Genomic DNA, 21,262 nt, shown 5'->3' with positions numbered 1-21,262 from the left:
TGGGGGCACATCCTCTCCGAGCGAGCTGATGAGCGTTTTATGCCCCCATATATGCCCCCGTCAACTGTGGGATGCCCTGGGATCAGGTGGGAAAACGCGGGCAAGAAAAAAGCCGTAAAGCTTTGATTTCTCTAGGCTTTACGGCTTTTCTGGGTCTTCCTGGGAAGACTAAATGGTGGAGCCGGGGGGATTTGAACCCCCGTCCGCCAGTACTCCGCTGTCGGTACTACATGCGTAGCCGTGTCTATTAAGTTAACCCTTGGCGACCCGACGGGCAGGGTGCTTTGGGCGAGTTGTGTAAGTTTTAGCCGCTTCGTCCACAACGTACTGCACGGCGATTCTGTTCTATATGACAATCATTTTGGGTTTACAGACATCCCCTGATGATTGCTGGGCCCGAAGGCACCAGGAGTGCATGTCAGCTGCAATTAAGCAGCGAGAGCAGCACCGTATTGGTCGTCATTGGCAACTATAAGAAGTTGCAACAGTGGATTTACGAGTTCTGTTACCAACTCGGCATGCACCTAAAGTTTCGCAACCGGCGTCGAATCCTAAACGGCCCCGTGCTTGTAACTCGTTGTTTCGTAGTGAGTGACAAGCCTGTGCAGTGTACGCCAAACCGTCACGGAAGGCCAACCCGAAGGTTGGCCTTAACGCTTACTCGCCACCTTTCTCGCTGTTTTGCAGGTCTTGCAGCGTCTTGGAGGTGATCTCGATGCACTTCTTGTCATCGCCTGCGGCGTGGGCCGCTTTAGCCTGGGCCACGGCGGTGTCGATTTCGCCGCTTTTGCCACTGGTGTCGGTGGCGAGTAACGCTTTACCGTTATTGATTTTATCCAAGTTGATCTGGCATAGGTCTTTGTCGCCGGCGGCAAAGGCGGGAGAGGCCAGCATCGCAGCAGTCATGAACAAGCCAGCTAGAGCGGAACGCTTCATCGGGTATCTCCTTGCGCAAAAGGGCTCGACGCTGCTGGCGTTCGACGGCTGCCAGCGACATCAGTGAGGGCCTCGATTGTCGAGGCCTATTCAGCTGACTACGCCGACGCGCAGGGGTTCTGTTTTTTTGCAGCGTTAATGGGCACGGGCCTGGGTGACCCGGTCCACCAGGTAGACCAGTCCGTGATAATCGATGCCGCCATGTTGGCTCAGGCCGATCTCGCAGGTGCGGCTGGTGGAAATACCTTCGCTGCAAAATTGCACTGCGTCCTTGAGTGAGCGCAGTGAATGGGCATTGAGTTCCGGCGTGGTAAAACCCTTGTCACCGGCAAAACCACAGCAATGAATGCCTTCCGGGATGATCACGGTGCTGGCGCAACGTCGGGCCAGTTCAATCAGCGCCTGGCTTTCGCCCAGGTGTTGGGTGCTGCAGGTGACGTGCACCGCGATCGGTGCTTCCTGCGGTGTGAAGTCCAGTCGATCCATGAGATGGGTGCGGATAAACCGCACCGGGTCATAGAGGTCCAAGCGGGTTTCGCCCAGGTCTTGCACCAGGCGCAGGGTGCAGGGGCTGGTGTCGCAGTAGATGGGGTCCAGGCCGCCGCGACTGGCGTGGAGCAGGGCGCCGATCAGTTCCTGGCGTTTGTGTTCGGCCTGTTCGGCGTAACCTTTTGAAGCGAATGGCTGACCGCAGCAGAGGTTGTCTTGATTCTCTGGGATAACCACTTGGTAACCGGCTTTTTCCAGTAGGCCACGGGTTTTGTCGTACAGCGACATCTGCTCTTTATCGCCGGCAGCTGGGCCCATTGCCCGCGACACGCATGCCGCCAGGTAGACGACGCGGGGCCGCTCGTCAGTTACAGGAGGACTGAAGCGAATGGCTTTTTCCGGCTGGGGCATGGCGTTTGTCCACTGAGGGATTTGCCCTTTCGACAAACGGGTTGCTGTGGCAGACAGCTTGGCCAGACGCGGCGCGCCCAGCAGCATGCGGGCGCCATTCGCCACATGCAGGGTAAAGCGCGCACCTTGCAACGCAGTGGAGAAATGGGTGGCCAGCCATTCGGCCGTTTTCGTACGGTCTGCGTTCCTGGCACGCAGTTTTTTCACCAGGTCGCCGGTATTAATTCCCACAGGGCAGCGCTGGGCGCAGAGGCCGGTGGCGGCGCAGGTGTCGATACCTTGATAGTGGTATGCCGTTTCCAGTTCGGTGGTATCGACCCCGGCGCGTTTCTTGGCTTGTATATCGCGCCAGATCACAATGCGCTGGCGCGGGCTCAGTGTCAGCCCTTTGGACGGACACACCGGTTCGCAGAATCCGCACTCGATGCATTTATCCACCAACTCATCGGCGGCGGGCAGCGGCTTGAGGTGCTTGAGGTGGATCTGCGGGTCTTCGCTGAGCACCACGTCCGGGTTGAGAATGCCGTTGGGATCGAGCAGGCGCTTGAGTTGCCACATCAACTGATAGGCATCGCTGCCCCATTCCAGCTCGACGAATGGGGCCATATTACGCCCGGTGCCGTGTTCGGCCTTGAGCGAACCGCCGAACTCCACTGCAACCAACTGCGCGACGTCATCCATGAACGCTTGATAGCGTGTGACTTCCTCACTGCTGTTGAAGCCTTGAGTGAACACGAAGTGCAGATTGCCTTCCAGCGCGTGTCCGAAAAGGATCGCTTCGTCGTAGTGGTGTTTGTCGAACAGTTCGATCAGGCGGTTTACGCCGATAGCCAATTGCTCGACCGGGAAGGTCACATCTTCGATGATCACTGTAGTACCGGTCTTGCGCACGGCGCCGACGGCGGGGAAGGTGTCTTTACGAATGGCCCACAGGCGGGCGTTTTCCACGGGGTCTTCGGTGAAGTCGACCTGTTTTTCCACAGGAAAACGGGCCAGGGACGCCATGATCAGTGCCAGTTGTTCCTGCAGTAGCGAGGAAGTCGCCGCGCGGGATTCGATCAGCAGTGCGCAGGCATTTTCCGATAGGTGTTGTACGAACGCGGGCATGCCGGGTTTGTTCTGCACCGAACGCATGCTACGGCGGTCCAGTAGCTCTACGGCCGAGACTGGCTGAGTTTTCAGCACGGTGACGGCGTTGCAACAGGTCTCCACATCCGGGAACACAATCAATGCCGACGCCTTGTTCGGATGATCGACCACGGTGTTGTAGGTCACTGCGCTGATGAAACCCAGCGTACCCTCGGAGCCCACCAGCAGGTGGCTGAGAATTTCCAGCGGGTCGTCAAAGTCCACCAAAGCGTTAAGTGACAGGCCGGTGGTATTTTTCAGACGGTACTTATGGCGAATTTTCGCCGCCAACTCGGTATTTGCCCGCGTTTCGCGCCCCAGTGTTGCCAGACGCTCCAGCAGTGCGCCGTGTTGCGCGCGAAAAGCGCTGACGCTGACAGGGTCTTCCGTATCCAGACGGCTACCGTCGGCCAACACCAAGCGTATGCCCGCCAGGGTGTGGTAAGTGTTCTGTGCGGTGCCGCAGCACATACCGCTGGCGTTGTTGGCAACAATACCGCCGATCTTGCAGGCGTTGATGGATGCCGGGTCCGGACCGATCTTGCGCCCGAACGGCGCGAGCCAGGCGTTGGCCTGCGCGCCGATCACGCCGGGCTGCAAACGGATCTGCGTGCCTTGTCCACGAATTTCGCGGTCGTTCCAGTTGTCGCCCAGTACGATCAGCACCGAGTCGCTGATCGCTTGCCCGGACAGGCTGGTGCCGGCGGCGCGAAAAGTAACGGGTACATGGTCGCGCTGGGCCCATTGCAGCAGCGTCACGACTTCGTCTTCGGACTCTACACGGATCACCAGTTGTGGGATCAGTCGGTAAAAGCTGGCGTCGGTTCCGAACGCGAGGGTGGACAGCGGGTCGTCGAAGCGCCGGTTTGGTGGGATCAGCTGTGCGACGTCATTAAGGAAAGCGGCAGGCAGACTCATTCGTCCTCCAGAAATAGCGGACGCCGGAATAGTTACCCGGCGTCGGTTCTTACCCTATTACGTGCAGGTCTCAGTGCACCAGCATACCGGTGAACCAATAGGCCTGTGCCAACGTGATCAAGCCAACGATGGTGGCAAAGAACAGGCTGTGCTTGAGGGTGAAGCGGAACAGGTCGGATTCCTTGCCGACTAGGCCGGTAGCGGCGCAGGCCACGGCGATCGACTGTGGCGAGATCATCTTGCCGGTAACGCCACCGCTGGTATTGGCGGCAACCAACAGCGTGTCGTTGACGCCGATCTGGTGGGCAGTGGTGGCCTGCAGCGAGCTGAACAGTGCGTTGGACGAGGTGTCGGAGCCTGTCAGGAAAACCCCCAGCCAGCCGAGGAATGGGGAGAAGAATGGGAAAGCAGCCCCTGTGCCGGCCAATACCAGTGCCATGGTCGACGACATGCCGGAATAGTTGGTGACAAAGGCGAACGCCAGCACCATGCCGATGGACAGGATTGGCCAACGCAGTTCGTAAAAGGTTTCTTTTAAAGTGGTCAGACCAGTTTTGACGTTGATCTTCAGCACCAGCATCGAGATCAGTGCGGAGAAGAAAATCGCCGTACCGGTGGCTGAAATCGGGTCCAGCTTGAACACCGCCGGGATTGCGGTGGGGTTGGTCACGATGGGGGCGACCTTGATCACCAGTTGATCCAGATGCGGAATCGCGAAGTTGAACACCCAGCTGTACATCGAGCCGCCGGCGGCGAACATCGCCTTGAACGGTTTGAGGGTCCAGATCGTCACCAACACCGTGAGAATCAGGAACGGCGACCACGCCTTGAAAATCTGCCCCAGGCTGTACGGCGATGCGACCGTGCTGCGCGGCAGGCCAAAGCCGCCGGCACTTGCAGTCACTACCGTGTTTGAGGTGGCGCCGGCAATTTGCGCGCCAGCGGTGCGCTTGGGTTGCCAGACTTTCAGGAACAGCGTCAGGGCAATCAGGCTGGCCAACGCCGAAGTGATGTCTGGCAGTTCCGGGCCGATGAAATTGGAGGTGAAGTACTGAGTGATTGCAAAGCTCAAACCCGCAACCAGGGCTGCTGGCCAGGTTTCACGCACGCCGCGCAGACCGTCCATCATGAATACCAGCCAAAACGGTACGAATAGCGACAGCAATGGCAGTTGGCGGCCAGTCATGGCGCCGATCTTGAACGCATCGATGCCCGTCACTTGTCCGGCCACGATGATGGGGATGCCCAGTGCGCCAAATGCGACGGGGGCGGTGTTAGCGATTAAGCATAGGCCAGCGGCATAAAGCGGGTTGAAGCCCAGACCGACCAGCAGCGCGGCGGTGATGGCCACTGGTGCGCCGAAACCCGCTGCTCCCTCCAGAAAGGCGCCAAAGCAGAAGCCGATCAGCAGCACTTGCAGGCGTTGGTCGTCGGTGATCGACAGAACCGAGCTACGGATAATCTCGAATTGGCCGCTCTTGACCGTGAGTTTGTAGAGGAACACGGCCGCGACGATGATCCACGCGATAGGCCACAGACCGTAGGCGAACCCGTAACCGGCAGCGGCGAAAGCCATATCGACCGGCATCTGGAAAGCAAAAATCGCCACCATGATCGACAGTGCCAGGGTAATGCTGCCGGCCACATGCCCTTTGAGGCGGAACACTGCCAGGGCCAGGAAGAAGAATACGATCGGGATGACTGCGGCGAGAGCGGACAAGCCGAGGCTGCCGAGTGGGCTGTAAAGCTGTTGCCAGGTTTGCATATGGGGTGGCCCCTAATTGTTGTTGGTCAGGCACTTTTTTGTCGATATGGACAATTGGTAATACCAATTTACAATCGATGTGAGCTAGGTTAAAAGCCTTCGTGGGATGTGTCAATTTGCCGCCTGCAAAACTTTGGTCGTAGTGGGATGGCTGAGGGGATCTGAGCGGCAAAATCGAAGGCACTCTGATGGGTGCTGGAACGGCGGCGATAGGCCAGAATAGAGGGCCCGGCGAGTGGTCGGGATGGTGGAGAGTGAGTTATGGCGTTTGATCAGGTGCGGCAGCGCCGTCTGTCTGACGATATTGTTGAGCAGCTTGAAGGAATGATCCTTGAGGGTACGTTGAAATCCGGCGAGCGTTTGCCGGCTGAACGTGCCTTGGCTGAGCAGTTCGGAGTCTCGCGTCCGTCGTTGCGCGAGGCTATCCAGAAGCTGGCGGCCAAAGGATTGTTAGTCAGTCGTCAGGGGGGCGGCAACTATGTCGTCGACTCTTTGGGTTCGACTTTCAGCGATCCGCTCCTGCATCTACTGGAGAACAATCCAGAAGCCCAGCGTGACTTGCTGGAGTTTCGCCAGACTTTGGAGGCATCATGCGCGTATTACGCGGCGTTGCGTGCCACCGAAGTCGACAGGGAACGGCTGACTACTGCGTTTGAAGCGTTGCAGGACTGCTACACGCGCGTCGATGAAGTCAGTCGGGCCGAGGAGGGGGCGGCGGATGCTCGGTTCCATCTGGCCATTGCCGAGGCCAGTCATAACGCGGTGTTGCTGCACACGATTCGAGGTTTGTTCGATCTGCTCAAGCGTAACGTGGTGACTAATATCGGTGGCATGTATCAGCAACGTACAGAAACCCGTGACATGCTGATCAATCAGCATCGGGATTTGTACCTAGCGATCATCGAGGGGCGGGCCGAGCAGGCAAGGGAGGTGTCTACACGACACTTGTTGTACGTGCAGGAAGTGTTGGAGGAAGTTCGTCAGGAGGTTCAGCGCGTGGCACGTGCGGAGCGACGCAAAGGGATGTAGCCGCGGGTGCTGGCCGAGGCTACATCGTACAAGGTTATTCTTCCTTGCCCTTGTTGCGTACCGCGCGATGCAGCTCGCGATTGGAGTCGCGCTCGCGTTCGGTGTCGCGCTTGTCGTATTCCTTCTTGCCCTTGCCCAGTGCGATCTCGCACTTGACCAAGTGCTTGCTCCAGTACCAGGACAGGCAGACGCAGGCATAGCCCTTCTGCTGCACGGCCGCGGCAAGCTTGTCCAGCTCGCGGGCGTTGAGCAGTAGCTTGCGGGTGCGTACCGGGTCGGCAATCACATGAGTGCTCGCGGTGGTCAGCGGGGTGATATGACTGCCCAGCAGCCACGCTTCACCATCCTTGAGCAGTACGTAACTGTCGACCAGCTGCAGTTTGCTGGCACGCAGACTCTTTACTTCCCAGCCGGCCAGGACCAGACCAGCCTCGAAACGATGTTCGATGAAGTAATCGTGTCGCGCCTTTTTATTTTGCGCGATGGTCCCTGTGGGGTGTTTCTTTTGTTTAGCCATAGGGGCGGCATTATAGGCAGTTGCGAGCTTGGCGGCTACGGTCAACCTGCGTGCTTGAGCGTGTTGGACGAATCCCGGACAATGCGGGCAGTTCTTTGGTTTTTTTCTCTCGCGGATCGGGCTGTTCCTTCGCGATGTTTGCCGCTCAGCTGTGGAAATAACGCACACATGACGACGCATATTCAACGTTCGGCGCTGCTGCCCTATCCGGCACAGGCGCTCTATGATCTGGTCAACGACGTGGCGCGTTATCCGGAATTCCTGCCCTGGTGCTCAACTGCCGAAGTGCTTGAAAGCAGTGCTGAGCACATGGTCGCCAGCGTGGGCGTGGCCAAGGGGGGGCTTAGTCAGCACTTCGTTACGCGCAATGTATTGGTGCCGGGTAAATCCATCGAAATGAATTTGCAGGAAGGCCCATTCACCCAGTTGCATGGCGTATGGATTTTTAAAGCATTGACGGACAAGGCCTGCAAAATCAGCCTGGATTTGTCGTTTGATTATGCCGGACCCATCGTACGAGCGACGCTTGGGCCGTTATTCAATCAGGCGGCCAATACCTTGGTGGATGCATTCTGTCAGCGGGCTAAGCAGCTGCATGGTTGAAATCGAAGTGGTGCACGCCGCTGTCGATCGTCAGGTCTTGCTTGCCGTGGCCGTGCCCTTGGGCACGAGTGTGCGCAAGGCGGTACAGCTCTCGGGAGTTCTGGAGCAGTTCCCCGGTATTGATCCGGCGACTTGTCCATTAGGGATATTCGGTAAGGCTATTTCTGACGCTGATGTGCGTGTTGTACAAGCGGGCGATCGAGTTGAGATTTACCGTCCCTTGTTGGCTGATCCCAAGGAAGTGCGCAGGTTGCGTGCAGCCAAGGCAGCGCTTGCCAGGCAGCAGAATACTTAGCTCCGCTAATCGGCAGATACGAAAAAGCCCGGCATGCCGGGCTTTTTTTCGTGTGCCGCACAGTTTTATTGTGGGCTGGTGTCCAACGGCTGAGGTGTCGGGACGGGAACGGTTTCCACGCCGTCGACATCCTTCTGGATTCTGTCCAGCAAGGAACCCGGCTTGGCTGGGACCTCCGACTTCGGCTTTTCCCCCTCTTGCGCGGGAGCCGTAACGTTCGCGCCATTATCTTTGCCAAGCAAAGCCTCATCACGGCTTACGCCGGGCATGAAGTCACCTGACAGGCTGACAAGCTGGTCACTGCCATTAAAAATGACGCTGACGCGCTCCTGCTGGCGTTCACCGCCACCCGGCTGAATGCTGTAGAGATAATCCCAGCGATCGGCATGGAAAGTGTCGGTCAGCAGGGGGTTACCCATAATAAACCGTACTTGCCGTCGGGTCATTCCGGGGCGTAACTGGTCTATCATGTCCTGCGTGACGACATTGCCCTGCTGGATGTCGATTTTGTAAACCCCGGGGAATGAACAACCGGCGAGTGCGAGCAGTCCCACAAAGGTGAAACTGGTTAGCAAGAGCTTGGTGTTTTGCATCGGTGGGCGACTTCCACTATCTTGGCTGGGACAACGTAAACGCCGATCATACCCGTATTAAGAGAAGCTGCGAAGCAGCATCCGCGAGAAAGCTAACCATGGTTGAAAATAGCGAACTACGCAAAGCCGGTCTCAAAGTGACTCTGCCACGAGTCAAGATTCTACAAATGCTCGATTCTGCCGAGCAGCGCCACATGAGTGCTGAAGATGTTTATAAGGCGCTGATGGAGTCTAATGAGGACGTTGGCCTGGCTACGGTTTACCGTGTGCTGACCCAGTTTGAAGCCGCAGGGCTGGTGGTTCGTCATAATTTCGACGGCGGTCATGCAGTGTTCGAACTGGCTGACGGTGGTCATCACGACCATATGGTGGACCTCGATACCAATGAGGTTATTGAGTTCACCAGTCCGGCAATCGAGAAGCTTCAGCATGAAATCGCTGAGGAGCATGGCTTCGATCTGGTTGACCATAATCTTGTGTTGTACATCCGTAAGAAAAAGTAAAAAAACGCTACAGATGTACTTTGCTAAATGAACGAAGGCGACCCCCGGGTCGCCTTCGTGCTGTTTGCAAGAAAAATCCGGTTCATGCCTTGGCGGCTACAACCATCTTCTTCGCATGCGCCAGAGACTCTTTGGTCAGGTCTATCCCACCCAGCATGCGGGCCACTTCTTCCACGCGTTCTGACTTGTTCAATCTGGACACAGCTGTACGTGTTGCATCGCTGCCTCTGACCTTGTGTACAAACAAATGTTGATGCCCTTGCGCCGCGACCTGCGGCAAGTGCGTCACTGTGAGTACCTGGCCTCGCTCTCCCAGGCGGCGCAACAGTTGGCCGACAATTTCCGCCGTTGGCCCGCCGATGCCTACGTCCACCTCGTCGAATACCAGCGTGGGTACTCTGGAGGTCTGTGCGGTAATCACTTGGATAGCCAGGCTGATTCGCGACAGCTCGCCCCCGGAGGCGACTTTTGCCAGCGCTTTGAGAGGTTGCCCCGGGTTGGCGCTGACCAGCAGTTCTACCTGTTCCAGGCCATGGGGCTGCAATTCGTTACTGGTATTGGTGCGCAACTCAATAGTGAAGCGTCCGCCGGGCATGCCCAGGCGCTGAATTTCTTGCTCAACAGCCCCAGCAAGATTTGTGGCTGCGTGCTGGCGTAACTCGCTCAGTTCGCGGGCCTTCTCTTGATAATGCCGAGCATAGGAGGCCAGTTCGTCGCCCAGTCTTTCAATGGATTCATCGTTGGCATTCAGGGTTTCGATTTCATCCAGCAATTTCTGCTGCATCGCCGCCAGTTCAGTGGGCTGGATTCGATGTTTGCGGGCCAGGGTATAAATAGTGTCCAGTCGTTCTTCTATTTCCTGCAAGCGCGCCGGATCGGCATCGAAGTGGTCCAGAAACCTATTCAGCTCGCCGACTGCTTCTTCAACCTGGATCTGCGCACTGGTCAGCAGGGTTGTCGCTTCGCTCAGCGAACCCGAGGCGTTATTCACGCTGGACAGGCGGTTGAGGCTGGCCGTGAGCGCGTTGAGCACATTTCCGGAATCGCTTTCGCTGCATTGCTCCACCACCTGACGGCAGATACCCAGAAGGGTTTCTGCATTGGTGAGGTTCTTGTGTTCCTGTTCAAGCTGCTCCAGCTCCGTTTCGCCAAGACCCAGGCTCTCCAGCTCTTCGAGCTGATAGCTGAGTAACTGATGGCGAGCGCGTTGCTCATCGCCGGAATTGGAGATTCGTTCCAGTTCCAGGCGTGTCTGGCGCCAGCGTTGCGCAGCAAGCTGCACTTGCCTGGATAGATCGGTGGCGCCAGCGTATTCGTCGAGCAAGCGCCGATGTGTGTCGGTTTTAAGCAGAGACTGATGTTCGTGCTGGCTGTGGATATCGATCAGCAATTCACCCAATGCTTTCAGGTCGCCAAGCGGGCAGGGCGTGCCGTTGATATAGCCGCGTGAGCGTCCTTCGGCAGTGATGACCCGACGCAGGATGCACGGTCCTTCATGATTAAGGTCGCGCTCAGCCAGCCAGGTTTCAGCTTCTGGAATATCCGCCAAGTCGAAAGTGGCCAGGATATCGGCCTTTTCTGCGCCTGGGCGCACTACGCCGCTGTCGGCGCGATCGCCCAGGGTCAGGCCCAGGGCGTCTAGCATGATCGACTTGCCGGCGCCGGTTTCGCCTGTGATTACGCTCATTCCGCGATCCAGTTCGAGATCCAGATGTTCAACAATGGCGTAGTTATGTACGGACAGGTGCACGAGCATGACGGCGGCTCCCAGGCTTTATGTCTGGTTATTTATACAGTGTTTTGTCAGGAGGTGACAATCCTGATGCTTAGTTCGATTTGCTTGGATCCATACTGTTTTTAGCGCAATCGGGAATTTGCGGGCAGGAATTAATCCTGACCCTCTGCGTGACTTTTGGTCATGCTTTCGCCCTTGAACCTGGAAATTGTGGCCCCATATACCGGAACAGAAGCGCGAGTTGAGTTCGCGCATGATTTTGAAAGGAGAGAATCTATGGCTGACGAACAGACGCAGGATACGCAAACTCCAGACGCCAATTCGGCTGTCGGTGATGAACTGGCAACTCGTGTGCAAGTGCTAGAAGAGCAATTGGCCGCTGCGCAGGATCAGTCTTTGCGTGTTGCCGCTGATCTGCAGAACGTCCGCCGCCGTGCCGAGCAGGATGTAGAAAAAGCGCATAAATTCGCGCTGGAAAAATTCGCCAGCGACCTGCTGCCGATTATCGACAGTCTGGAGCGCGGCCTTGAGCTGTCCAGCCCGGATGATGAAAACATCCGTGCGATGCGCGAAGGCATTGAGCTGACCCTGAAGATGTTCCAGGACACGCTCAAGCGGTATCAGCTGGAAGCTATCGATCCGCAAGGCGGCGAGCCGTTCAATGCTGAGCATCACCAAGCCATGGCCATGCAGGAAAGCCACGACCTTGAGCCCAACAGCGTGTTGAAGGTGTTCCAGAAAGGATACCTGCTCAACGGCCGCCTACTGCGCCCGGCAATGGTAGTGGTAAGCAAGGCGCCAGCGCCCGTTGCACCTTCTATTGATGAGCAGGCTTGAAATCCGCCGCAAGGCCCCCATTTATAAGTCAAGCGTTTAAGTGCTACCGCAGTTAGCCAAAACTGCTGCGGCAACAAAATTCAAGTTTCGGGAGAGCAAATCATGGGCAAAATTATCGGTATCGACCTGGGGACCACCAACTCGTGCGTCTCGGTCATGGAAAACGGCAAGGCCAAAGTTATTGAGAACGCCGAAGGCGCGCGTACCACGCCGTCGATTATCGCTTACGCCAATGACGGCGAGATCCTCGTCGGTCAGTCGGCCAAGCGTCAGGCGGTGACTAACCCGCATAACACTCTGTACGCGGTAAAGCGTCTGATCGGTCGTAAGTTCGACGAAGAAGTCGTGCAAAAAGACATCAAGATGGTGCCTTACAAAATCGCCAAGGCTGACAACGGTGACGCCTGGGTTGAAGTGAACGGCAATAAAATGTCCGCTCCGCAGATATCGGCTGAAGTCTTGAAAAAGATGAAGAAGACTGCCGAAGACTATCTGGGTGAAGCGGTGACCGAGGCGGTGATCACCGTTCCGGCTTACTTCAACGACAGCCAGCGTCAGGCGACCAAAGATGCCGGCCGCATCGCAGGTCTGGACGTAAAACGTATCATCAACGAACCGACCGCTGCTGCTCTGGCTTACGGTATGGACAAGGCCAAAGGCGATCACACCGTGATCGTTTATGACCTGGGTGGCGGTACCTTCGACGTATCGGTGATCGAGATTGCCGAAGTCGATGGCGAGCACCAGTTCGAAGTGCTGGCTACCAACGGTGACACCTTCTTGGGTGGTGAAGACTTTGACATTCGTCTGATCGACTACCTCGTTGACGAATTCAAGAAAGAAAGCGGCATGAACCTTAAAGGTGATCCGCTGGCGATGCAGCGTCTGAAAGAAGCTGCCGAGAAAGCCAAGATCGAGCTGTCGTCAAGCATGTCGACTGACGTTAACCTGCCGTACATCACAGCAGATGCTACCGGTCCTAAGCACTTGAACGTGAAGATTTCTCGCGCCAAGTTGGAGGCACTGGTTGAAGACCTGGTTCAGCGCACCATCGAACCTTGCCGCATTGCATTGAAAGACGCTGGCATCGACGTTGGCTCCATCAACGACGTGATTCTGGTGGGCGGTCAGACTCGTATGCCGCTGGTGCAGCAGAAAGTCACCGAGTTCTTCGGTAAAGAAGCACGTAAAGACGTCAACCCGGACGAAGCGGTTGCCATGGGTGCTGCGATTCAGGGCGCGGTATTGGCCGGTGATGTGAAAGACGTGCTGTTGCTGGACGTCAGTCCGCTGACCCTGGGTATCGAAACCATGGGTGGCGTGATGACCGCGCTGATCGAGAAAAACACCACGATTCCTACCAAGAAATCTCAGGTGTTCTCGACTGCCGATGACAACCAGGGCGCCGTGACCATTCACGTGCTGCAAGGTGAGCGTAAGCAAGCTTCTCAGAACAAGTCTTTGGGCAAGTTCGACCTGGCTGATATTCCACCAGCGCCACGTGGTGTGCCACAAATCGAAGTGACCTTCGACATCGACGCCAACGGCATTCTGCACGTAGGCGCGAAAGACAAGGCGACCGGCAAAGAGCAGAAGATCACGATCAAGGCCAACTCCGGTCTGTCTGATGAAGAAATTCAGCAGATGATTCGTGATGCTGAAGCCAATGCTGACGCCGATGCCAAGTTTGCTGAGTTGGCTGGTGCTCGTAACCAGGGCGATGCTCTGGTGCACTCGACCCGCAAAATGGTCGTGGATGCTGGCGAAAAAGTAACGGCTGAAGAGAAAGCTGCAATCGAGGCTGCCGTGGTTGCCCTGGAAGCCGCCGTCAAAGGCGATGACAAGGCCGCCATTGAAGCCAAGATTGAAGAGTTGTCGAAAGTCTCTGCGCCAGTGGCTCAGAAGATGTACGCCGAGCAAGCTCAGCCGGCAGACGGTGCTGCACAACAGGCAGAACCAGAAGCCAAGCATGATGACGTTGTCGATGCTGAGTTCGAAGAAGTTAAAGAAGACCAGAAGAAGTAACTTGGTCGCCCGGTTGACCGCTTTCAAGCGGTGACTGGTAGGATGTCGCCGCGCGGGAGCTTGCTCCCGCGTTGGCGTGTCTGGGGTACGCGAATTTTTACAGCATGCGACAACAGTCGGATGCTGGCGGTGTGATCGGGGATGCTCCTGCTTTCCGAGGGTTTAATACCGCGTTTTTGGCCGGGCGCCTGGCTGAAAGCAGTGATGACCAGGATCGTTGAATTGACGTGAGTTGGGTCCGGGCCTGTATTGGGGCTCAACGAGTTCGGCAAGGCTCAGGAGGGCCTGGCTGAACGTCCTTAAGAGTGCAAAGACTTATGGCAAAGCGTGACTATTACGAAGTTTTGGGTGTGGAGCGTGGTGCCAGCGAGGCGGAGCTGAAAAAGGCTTACCGTCGTCTGGCGATGAAGCACCACCCGGACCGTAATCCGGATAACAAAGAATCCGAAGAAATGTTCAAAGAGGCCAATGAGGCCTACGAATGCCTATGTGATCCCAATAAGCGTGCGGCCTACGATCAGTATGGCCATGCCGGTGTCGACCCAAGCATGGGTGGTGGTGGCGCTGGTTTTGGTGGGCAGAATTTCTCCGATATTTTCGGCGATGTGTTCAGCGACTTCTTTGGCGGCGGCCGCGGTGGTCAGCGTGGCGGTGCGCAGCGCGGCAGCGACTTGCGCTACACCCTGGAACTGAACCTGGAAGAAGCGGTTCGCGGTACCAGCGTCAATATTCGTGTGCCAACGCTGGTCAACTGCAAGCCGTGCGACGGTTCGGGCGCCAAGAAAGGCTCTTCGCCCATCACCTGCCCTACGTGCGGTGGTATCGGTCAGGTCCGTATGCAACAAGGCTTCTTCTCGGTGCAGCAGACGTGCCCGCGTTGCCATGGCCAGGGCAAGATCATCTCCGATCCATGCGATTCCTGTCATGGCGAAGGTCGTGTCGAAGAGTACAAAACCTTGTCGGTGAAAGTGCCGGCGGGTGTGGATACCGGTGATCGAATTCGTCTGTCGGGCGAAGGTGAAGCGGGTGTTCAGGGTGGGCCTACGGGTGACCTGTATGTGGTGATCAATGTGCGCGAGCACGCGATTTTCCAGCGCGACGGTAAGCATCTGTTCTGTGAAGTGCCGATCAGTTTTGTCGACGCGGCGCTGGGTGGTGAGCTGGAGATTCCGACGCTGGATGGGCGCGTCAAGCTCAAGATTCCTGAAGGCACGCAAACCGGTAAACAGTTCCGTATTCGCGGCAAAGGCGTTGCGCCGGTACGTGGCGGCGGTGCGGGTGACTTGATGTGCCGTGTGGCGGTGGAAACACCGGTCAATCTGGGGCGCCGTCAGCGTGAGCTGCTCGAAGAGTTCCGTAGCTCGCTGGAAGGCGATGATACCCATTCGCCGAAAACCACTGGTTTCTTCGAAGGCGTGAAGCGCTTCTTCGGCGATCTGTAAGGAATTGAGTATGCGACGTATAGCCGTAATGGGCGCTGCCGGGCGCATGGGCAAGACGCTGGTTGAAGCGGTGCAGTTGCGCTCACCGGCCTCCGGGCTGACGGCGGCGATCGTTCGCCCGGGCAGCACTTTGATCGGCGCGGATGCCGGTGAGTTGGCCTCATTGGGGCGTATCGGCGTTTCGTTGTCGGGCAGCCTGGAGCAGGTAGCCGATGAGTTCGATGTGTTGATCGATTTCACGCTACCCGAGGTGATGCTCAAGAATCTGGCGTTCTGTCGCAAGGCAGGCAAGGCTATGGTCATTGGCACTACGGGGTTGAGTGCCGAGCAAAAGCAGTTGCTGGTGGAGGCAGGCAATGAGATCCCTATGGTGTTTGCCGCCAACTTCAGTGTCGGTGTGAACCTGTCGCTCAAGCTGTTGGACATGGCGGCGCGAGTGCTGGGTGATGAGGCGGATATCGAGATTATCGAGACCCACCATCGTCACAAAATCGACGCGCCCTCGGGTACTGCGCTGCGTATGGGCGAGGCTATCGCTGATGCGCTGGGTCGTGACTTGTCAAAAGTCGCGGTGTACGGGCGCGAGGGGTATACCGGTGAGCGCGCGCGCGACACCATCGGTTTCGCGACTGTTCGTGGTGGGGACGTCGTTGGTGATCACACCGTGCTATTCGCGGCCGAAGGCGAACGCCTGGAGATCACGCATAAGGCTTCCAGTCGTATGACGTTTGCTAAGGGGGCGGTCCGTGCCGCGCTCTGGCTGGAGGGGCGTGAGCCTGGCCTGTACGACATGCGAGACGTGCTGGATCTGCACTAATCAGTAGCCAAAACGGGGGCTCAGGATTATCCTGAGCCCCCGTTTTTACCCGCTAAGCGACGTCCTGTCGCATTCCCCTGCCTTTAAGGCTCATTAGCGGTGGACCCAAAAAGCCTTTTTCTGTAAGCTACAGCTTTAGTGTGTCCACTAAAAGCGCGCAGAATAATTCAGTGAACAAGCGGGGTGACGTGTCCATACGTCACTCCGCTTTTTTACAACCTGCGATCGCCCTTTCAGGCTTTATTTACGGGAGGTCTTCTTGACTAAGCCAGCCATACTCGCCCTTGCTGATGGCAGCATTTTTCGCGGCGAAGCCATTGGAGCCGACGGTCAAACCGTTGGAGAGGTAGTGTTTAACACTGCCATGACCGGCTATCAGGAAATCCTTACCGATCCTTCCTACGCCCAACAGATCGTTACCCTGACCTATCCACATATCGGCAACACCGGTACTACGCCGGAAGATGTCGAGTCTGATCGTGTCTGGTCGGCGGGGCTGGTGATTCGTGATCTGCCACTGGTTGCGAGCAACTGGCGCAACACGATGTCACTGTCCGATTACCTCAAAGCCAACAATGTGGTGGCGATCGCTGGTATCGATACGCGTCGCCTTACGCGCATCCTGCGTGAAAAAGGCTCGCAGAACGGCTGCATCATGGTCGGCGACAATATTTCCGAAGAGGCGGCGATCGCCGCGGCACAAGGCTTCCCTGGCCTGAAGGGCATGGACCTGGCGAAAGTTGTCAGCGTCAAAGAGAAGTACGAATGGCGCTCCACGGTCTGGGATTTGAAGACAGATAGCCATGCGACCATCGATGCTGCCGAGTTGCCTTATCACGTGGTCGCTTACGACTACGGCGTCAAGTACAACATCCTGCGCATGCTGGTCGAGCGTGGCTGCCGCGTGACCGTGGTACCTGCGCAAACCCCAGCCAGCGACGTGCTTGCTCTGCAACCGGACGGCGTGTTCCTGTCCAACGGCCCGGGTGACCCTGAGCCTTGCGACTACGCCATCCAGGCCATTAAGGAAGTACTGGAAACCGAGATTCCGGTATTCGGTATCTGCCTCGGCCACCAACTGCTGGCTCTGGCCTCCGGTGCTAAAACCCTGAAAATGGGGCACGGCCACCACGGCGCCAACCACCCTGTTCAGGACTTGGACACTGGTGTCGTGATGATCACCAGCCAGAACCACGGTTTTGCGGTGGATGAAGCCACCTTGCCGGCCAACGTCCGCGCGATTCATAAGTCGCTGTTTGACGGTTCCCTGCAAGGCATCGAGCGCACCGACAAGAGCGCGTTCAGCTTCCAGGGCCACCCTGAAGCCAGCCCGGGCCCGAACGACGTAGCGCCGCTGTTCGACCGTTTCATCAATGAGATGGCCAAGCGACGCTGACTGAGCAGCCTGCGGGCGGCCCCGAAACCCGGTGGCCCTCGCGGGCTCTCTAAAGATTGTTCAAGACGGCTTGCCGACTGACCTGCGGATTTGAGTGACAAACCCATGCCAAAACGTACAGACATAAAAAGCATCCTGATTCTCGGCGCTGGCCCGATTGTGATCGGCCAGGCCTGCGAGTTCGACTACTCCGGCGCCCAGGCCTGTAAAGCCCTGCGCGAAGAGGGCTACCGCGTCATCCTGGTGAACTCCAACCCAGCCACCATCATGACCGACCCGGCGATGGCTGACGCGACCTACATCGAGCCGATCAAATGGCAGACGGTTGCCAAGATCATCGAGAAAGAGCGTCCGGACGCGTTGCTGCCGACCATGGGTGGCCAGACTGCCCTGAACTGCGCCCTGGATCTGGAGCGCGAAGGCGTTCTGGAGAAGTTCGGCGTAGAGATGATCGGCGCCAATGCCGACACCATCGACAAAGCCGAAGACCGCTCGCGCTTCGACAAGGCCATGAAGTCCATCGGCCTGGCCTGCCCGCGCTCCGGTATCGCCCACAGCATGGAGGAAGCCAATGCGGTCCTCGAGACCTTGGGTTTCCCATGCATCATCCGTCCGTCCTTCACCATGGGCGGCACCGGTGGTGGTATTGCCTACAACCGTGAAGAATTCGAAGAAATCTGCGCCCGTGGTCTGGACCTGTCGCCGACCAAAGAGCTGCTGATCGACGAATCCTTGATCGGTTGGAAAGAATACGAGATGGAGGTTGTTCGCGATAAGAAAGACAACTGCATCATCGTCTGCTCCATCGAAAACTTCGACCCGATGGGCGTGCACACCGGTGACTCCATCACCGTGGCGCCAGCGCAGACCCTGACCGATAAGGAATATCAGATCCTGCGTAACGCCTCCCTGGCGGTATTGCGCGAGATCGGTGTAGAAACCGGCGGTTCCAACGTTCAGTTCGGGATCTGCCCGAACACTGGCCGTATGGTCGTGATCGAAATGAACCCGCGTGTTTCCCGTTCGTCGGCACTGGCTTCTAAGGCCACGGGTTTCCCGATCGCCAAGGTCGCTGCCAAACTGGCCGTGGGTTATACCTTGGATGAACTGTCGAACGACATCACTGGCGGCAAGACCCCAGCGTCCTTCGAGCCTTCCATCGACTACGTGGTGACCAAGCTGCCGCGCTTTGCTTTTGAGAAGTTCGCCAAAGCGGATGCGCGCCTGACTACCCAGATGAAGTCCGTGGGCGAAGTGATGGCCATCGGCCGGACCTTCCAGGAGTCCCTGCAGAAAGCCCTGCGTGGCCTGGAAGTCGGCGTGTGCGGCCTGGATGAGAAGCTCGATCTGAGCAACCCGGAAAGCATGAGCGTGCTCAAGCGCGAACTGACCGTGCCGGGTGCCGAGCGGATCTGGTACGTCGCTGATGCGTTCCGTGCCGGCCTGAGTGTCGAAGACATCTTCGGCATGAACATGATCGACCCGTGGTTCCTGGTGCAGATCGAAGATCTGATCAAGGAAGAAGAGAAGGTCAAGACCCTGGGTCTGGCCAGCATCGACCGCGACATGATGTTCCGCCTCAAGCGCAAGGGCTTCTCCGACCAGCGCCTGGCTAAGTTGCTGGGTGTGACCGAGAAGAACCTGCGCACTCATCGCCACAAGCTGGAGATCTTCCCGGTCTACAAGCGCGTGGATACCTGCGCGGCCGAGTTCTCCACCGATACCGCTTATCTGTACTCCACCTACGAGGAAGAGTGCGAAGCGGCGCCGTCGGGTCGCGACAAGATCATGATCCTGGGGGGCGGTCCTAACCGTATCGGCCAGGGCATCGAATTCGACTACTGCTGCGTACACGCTGCTCTCGCCCTGCGCGAAGACGGGTACGAGACCATCATGGTCAACTGCAACCCGGAAACCGTTTCCACCGATTACGATACTTCTGATCGTCTGTACTTCGAGCCGGTGACCCTGGAAGACGTGCTGGAAATCGTGCGTGTCGAGAAGCCTAAAGGCGTGATCGTTCAGTACGGCGGCCAGACTCCGCTGAAGCTGGCGCGTGCCCTGGAAGCTGCTGGTGTGCCGATTATCGGCACTAGCCCGGACGCCATCGACCGTGCCGAAGATCGTGAGCGCTTCCAGCAAATGGTTGAGCGCTTGAACCTGCGTCAGCCGCCAAACGCCACCGTTCGTAGCGAAGATGAAGCGATTCGTGCGGCCAGCAAAATTGGCTATCCGTTGGTGGTGCGCCCGTCTTATGTGCTGGGCGGCCGAGCGATGGAAATCGTTTACGAAGAAGAAGAACTCAAGCGCTACCTGCGCGATGCCGTGAAAGTGTCCAACGACAGCCCGGTGCTGCTGGACCACTTCCTCAACTGCGCCATCGAAATGGACGTGGATGCGGTCTGCGATGGCACCGACGTAGTGATCGGCGCGATCATGCAGCACATCGAGCAGGCCGGTGTTCACTCCGGTGACTCTGCTTGCTCGCTGCCGCCTTACTCGCTGCCGGCGCACATTCAGGATGTGATGCGCGACCAGGTCAAGAAAATGGCTTTGGAGTTGGGCGTGGTCGGTCTGATGAACGTGCAGTTGGCGTTGCAAGGCGAAGACATCTACGTCATCGAGGTCAACCCACGAGCTTCGCGTACCGTGCCATTTGTGTCCAAGTGCATCGGCGTGTCCCTGGCCATGATCGCTGCGCGCGTGATGGCCGGTAAGACTCTGAAAGAAATCGGTTTCACCAAAGAAATCATCCCGAACTTCTACAGCGTGAAGGAGGCGGTGTTCCCATTCGCCAAATTCCCTGGCGTGGACCCGATCCTGGGCCCAGAGATGAAGTCTACCGGTGAGGTGATGGGCGTGGGCGACACGTTCGGTGAGGCTTTTGCTAAAGCACAGATGGGGGCCAGCGAAATTCTGCCGACCGGCGGTACTGCGTTCATCAGTGTTCGCGATGACGACAAGCCGCTGGTTGCAGGCGTGGCGCGTGATCTGATCAACTTGGGCTTCGAAGTCGTTGCCACCGCAGGGACTGCCAAGTTGATCGAGGCTGCCGGCCTTAAGGTGCGCCGCGTGAACAAGGTAACGGAAGGTCGTCCGCATGTGGTCGACATGATCAAGAATGACGAAGTCACTCTGATCATCAACACGACCGAAGGTCGTCAGTCGATCGCGGATTCCTACTCCATTCGTCGTAACGCCTTGCAGCACAAGATTTACTGCACCACCACCATTGCTGCTGGCGAAGCTATCTGTGAAGCACTTAAGTTCGGTCCAGAAAAGACCGTTCGTCGCTTGCAGGATCTACATGCAGGATTGAAGGCATGAGCATTACCAAATATCCAATGACTGTTCAGGGCGCTCGCGCCCTGGAAGAGGAGCACGCCCACCTGACCAAGGTCGTACGTCCGAAGCTGAGCCAGGACATCGGTACGGCCCGTGAGCTGGGTGACTTGAAGGAGAACGCTGAATATCACGCTGCTCGCGAGCAGCAGGGTATGGTCGAGGCGCGGATTCGTGATATCGAAGGTCGCATGCAAAATGCTGTGATCATCGATGTGACCACTATTCCGCACACCGGCAAGGTGATTTTCGGTACCACTGTCGAAATCGCCAACGTTGAGACGGACGAAAGCGTGACTTACCACATCGTGGGTGAGGACGAGGCTGACATCAAGCAGGGCAAAATCTCTGTCGGTTCGCCTATTGCACGTGCCTTGATCGCCAAGGAAGAGGGTGACGTGGTCGCCGTCAAAACGCCAAGTGGCGTGATCGAGTACGAGATTGTCGAAGTTCGTCACATCTGAAAGGCGGCGCCCGCGTC

Annotated in this window: 17 protein-coding genes and 1 other RNA gene; 11 read left to right on the top strand and 7 right to left on the bottom strand. The window is 57.3% G+C overall.

Annotated features, from left to right (window positions below):
- Nucleotides 1–173: 173 nt before the first annotated feature.
- The 4 genes from ssrA to YA0848_RS14200 all read right to left on the bottom strand — a co-directional run bounded on the left by ssrA (nt 174) and on the right by YA0848_RS14200 (nt 5,647).
- Nucleotides 174–563: a transfer-messenger RNA gene (gene ssrA / locus YA0848_RS14215) on the bottom strand.
- 94 nt (nt 564–657) lie between these two features.
- The gene (locus tag YA0848_RS14210) at nt 658–936 is read right to left on the bottom strand and encodes a hypothetical protein (RefSeq protein WP_040265442.1); all 279 of its coding nucleotides are present in this window, start codon (nt 934–936) and stop codon (nt 658–660) included.
- A 135-nt stretch (nt 937–1,071) separates the two neighbouring features.
- Nucleotides 1,072–3,882, bottom strand: coding sequence for an FAD-binding and (Fe-S)-binding domain-containing protein (locus YA0848_RS14205; RefSeq protein ID WP_034100760.1), 2,811 nt, complete (start codon nt 3,880–3,882; stop codon nt 1,072–1,074).
- A 70-nt stretch (nt 3,883–3,952) separates the two neighbouring features.
- The gene (locus tag YA0848_RS14200) at nt 3,953–5,647 is read right to left on the bottom strand and encodes a lactate permease LctP family transporter (protein WP_169903476.1); all 1,695 of its coding nucleotides are present in this window, start codon (nt 5,645–5,647) and stop codon (nt 3,953–3,955) included.
- Between the two features lie 261 nt (nt 5,648–5,908).
- On the opposite strand from YA0848_RS14200, the gene YA0848_RS14195 reads away from it, so the two are divergent.
- Nucleotides 5,909–6,676, top strand: a complete 768-nt coding sequence (locus YA0848_RS14195; RefSeq protein ID WP_034115111.1) for a GntR family transcriptional regulator — start codon at nt 5,909–5,911, stop codon at nt 6,674–6,676.
- Nucleotides 6,677–6,710: 34 nt separating this feature from the next.
- Here YA0848_RS14195 and smpB read toward each other — a convergent pair whose 3' ends face one another.
- Nucleotides 6,711–7,193: an SsrA-binding protein SmpB gene (gene smpB, locus YA0848_RS14190; RefSeq protein WP_024077453.1), complete on the bottom strand. Its 483-nt coding sequence runs from the start codon at nt 7,191–7,193 to the stop codon at nt 6,711–6,713.
- Nucleotides 7,194–7,361: 168 nt separating this feature from the next.
- Here smpB and YA0848_RS14185 point away from each other — a divergent pair, with 168 nt between their 5' ends.
- Together YA0848_RS14185 and YA0848_RS14180 are read left to right on the top strand one after the other, a co-directional pair.
- A complete protein-coding gene (locus YA0848_RS14185) occupies nt 7,362–7,796 on the top strand; it encodes a type II toxin-antitoxin system RatA family toxin (RefSeq protein WP_034100754.1) in 435 nt (144 codons plus the stop codon).
- Nucleotides 7,789–8,091, top strand: coding sequence for an RnfH family protein (locus YA0848_RS14180; protein ID WP_034115110.1), 303 nt, complete (start codon nt 7,789–7,791; stop codon nt 8,089–8,091). The genes YA0848_RS14185 and YA0848_RS14180 overlap by 8 nt, the downstream gene beginning before the upstream one ends.
- 65 nt (nt 8,092–8,156) lie before the next feature.
- Here the strand turns inward: YA0848_RS14180 and YA0848_RS14175 are convergent, their stop codons facing one another.
- Complete coding sequence (locus YA0848_RS14175) at nt 8,157–8,684, bottom strand: outer membrane protein assembly factor BamE (protein WP_034100750.1); 528 nt, start codon at nt 8,682–8,684, stop codon at nt 8,157–8,159.
- 98 nt (nt 8,685–8,782) lie between these two features.
- On the opposite strand from YA0848_RS14175, the gene fur reads away from it, so the two are divergent.
- A complete protein-coding gene (gene fur, locus YA0848_RS14170) occupies nt 8,783–9,187 on the top strand; it encodes a ferric iron uptake transcriptional regulator (RefSeq protein ID WP_010562662.1) in 405 nt (134 codons plus the stop codon).
- 82 nt (nt 9,188–9,269) lie between these two features.
- Here fur and recN read toward each other — a convergent pair whose 3' ends face one another.
- Nucleotides 9,270–10,943 carry a DNA repair protein RecN gene (gene recN / locus YA0848_RS14165; protein ID WP_169903474.1) on the bottom strand — a complete coding sequence of 558 codons (1,674 nt, stop codon included), beginning with the start codon at nt 10,941–10,943 and terminating at the stop codon, nt 9,270–9,272.
- Nucleotides 10,944–11,105: 162 nt separating this feature from the next.
- Here recN and grpE point away from each other — a divergent pair, with 162 nt between their 5' ends.
- The 7 genes from grpE to greA all read left to right on the top strand — a co-directional run bounded on the left by grpE (nt 11,106) and on the right by greA (nt 21,245).
- Nucleotides 11,106–11,759: a nucleotide exchange factor GrpE gene (grpE, locus tag YA0848_RS14160; protein WP_262499616.1), complete on the top strand. Its 654-nt coding sequence runs from the start codon at nt 11,106–11,108 to the stop codon at nt 11,757–11,759.
- A 102-nt stretch (nt 11,760–11,861) separates the two neighbouring features.
- On the top strand, nt 11,862–13,784 hold the full coding sequence (gene dnaK, locus YA0848_RS14155; protein ID WP_034100742.1) for a molecular chaperone DnaK: 1,923 nt from the start codon (nt 11,862–11,864) through the stop codon (nt 13,782–13,784).
- A 317-nt stretch (nt 13,785–14,101) separates the two neighbouring features.
- Nucleotides 14,102–15,226, top strand: coding sequence for a molecular chaperone DnaJ (gene dnaJ / locus YA0848_RS14150; RefSeq protein ID WP_034139324.1), 1,125 nt, complete (start codon nt 14,102–14,104; stop codon nt 15,224–15,226).
- Between the two features lie 10 nt (nt 15,227–15,236).
- A complete protein-coding gene (gene dapB / locus YA0848_RS14145) occupies nt 15,237–16,043 on the top strand; it encodes a 4-hydroxy-tetrahydrodipicolinate reductase (protein WP_040265425.1) in 807 nt (268 codons plus the stop codon).
- Between the two features lie 259 nt (nt 16,044–16,302).
- A complete protein-coding gene (gene carA / locus YA0848_RS14140; RefSeq protein WP_034100735.1) occupies nt 16,303–17,439 on the top strand; it encodes a glutamine-hydrolyzing carbamoyl-phosphate synthase small subunit in 1,137 nt (378 codons plus the stop codon).
- Between the two features lie 105 nt (nt 17,440–17,544).
- The gene (carB, locus tag YA0848_RS14135) at nt 17,545–20,766 is read left to right on the top strand and encodes a carbamoyl-phosphate synthase large subunit (protein WP_034100733.1); all 3,222 of its coding nucleotides are present in this window, start codon (nt 17,545–17,547) and stop codon (nt 20,764–20,766) included.
- A 2-nt stretch (nt 20,767–20,768) separates the two neighbouring features.
- Nucleotides 20,769–21,245: a transcription elongation factor GreA gene (gene greA, locus YA0848_RS14130; RefSeq protein WP_034100946.1), complete on the top strand. Its 477-nt coding sequence runs from the start codon at nt 20,769–20,771 to the stop codon at nt 21,243–21,245.
- Nucleotides 21,246–21,262: the final 17 nt, after the last annotated feature.

Origin of the sequence: Pseudomonas sp. S4_EA_1b (genome assembly GCF_016307435.1) — a bacterium.
Taxonomy (GTDB): domain Bacteria; phylum Pseudomonadota; class Gammaproteobacteria; order Pseudomonadales; family Pseudomonadaceae; genus Aquipseudomonas; species Aquipseudomonas rhodesiae.
This window is presented reverse-complemented; position numbering and strand designations above follow the sequence as displayed.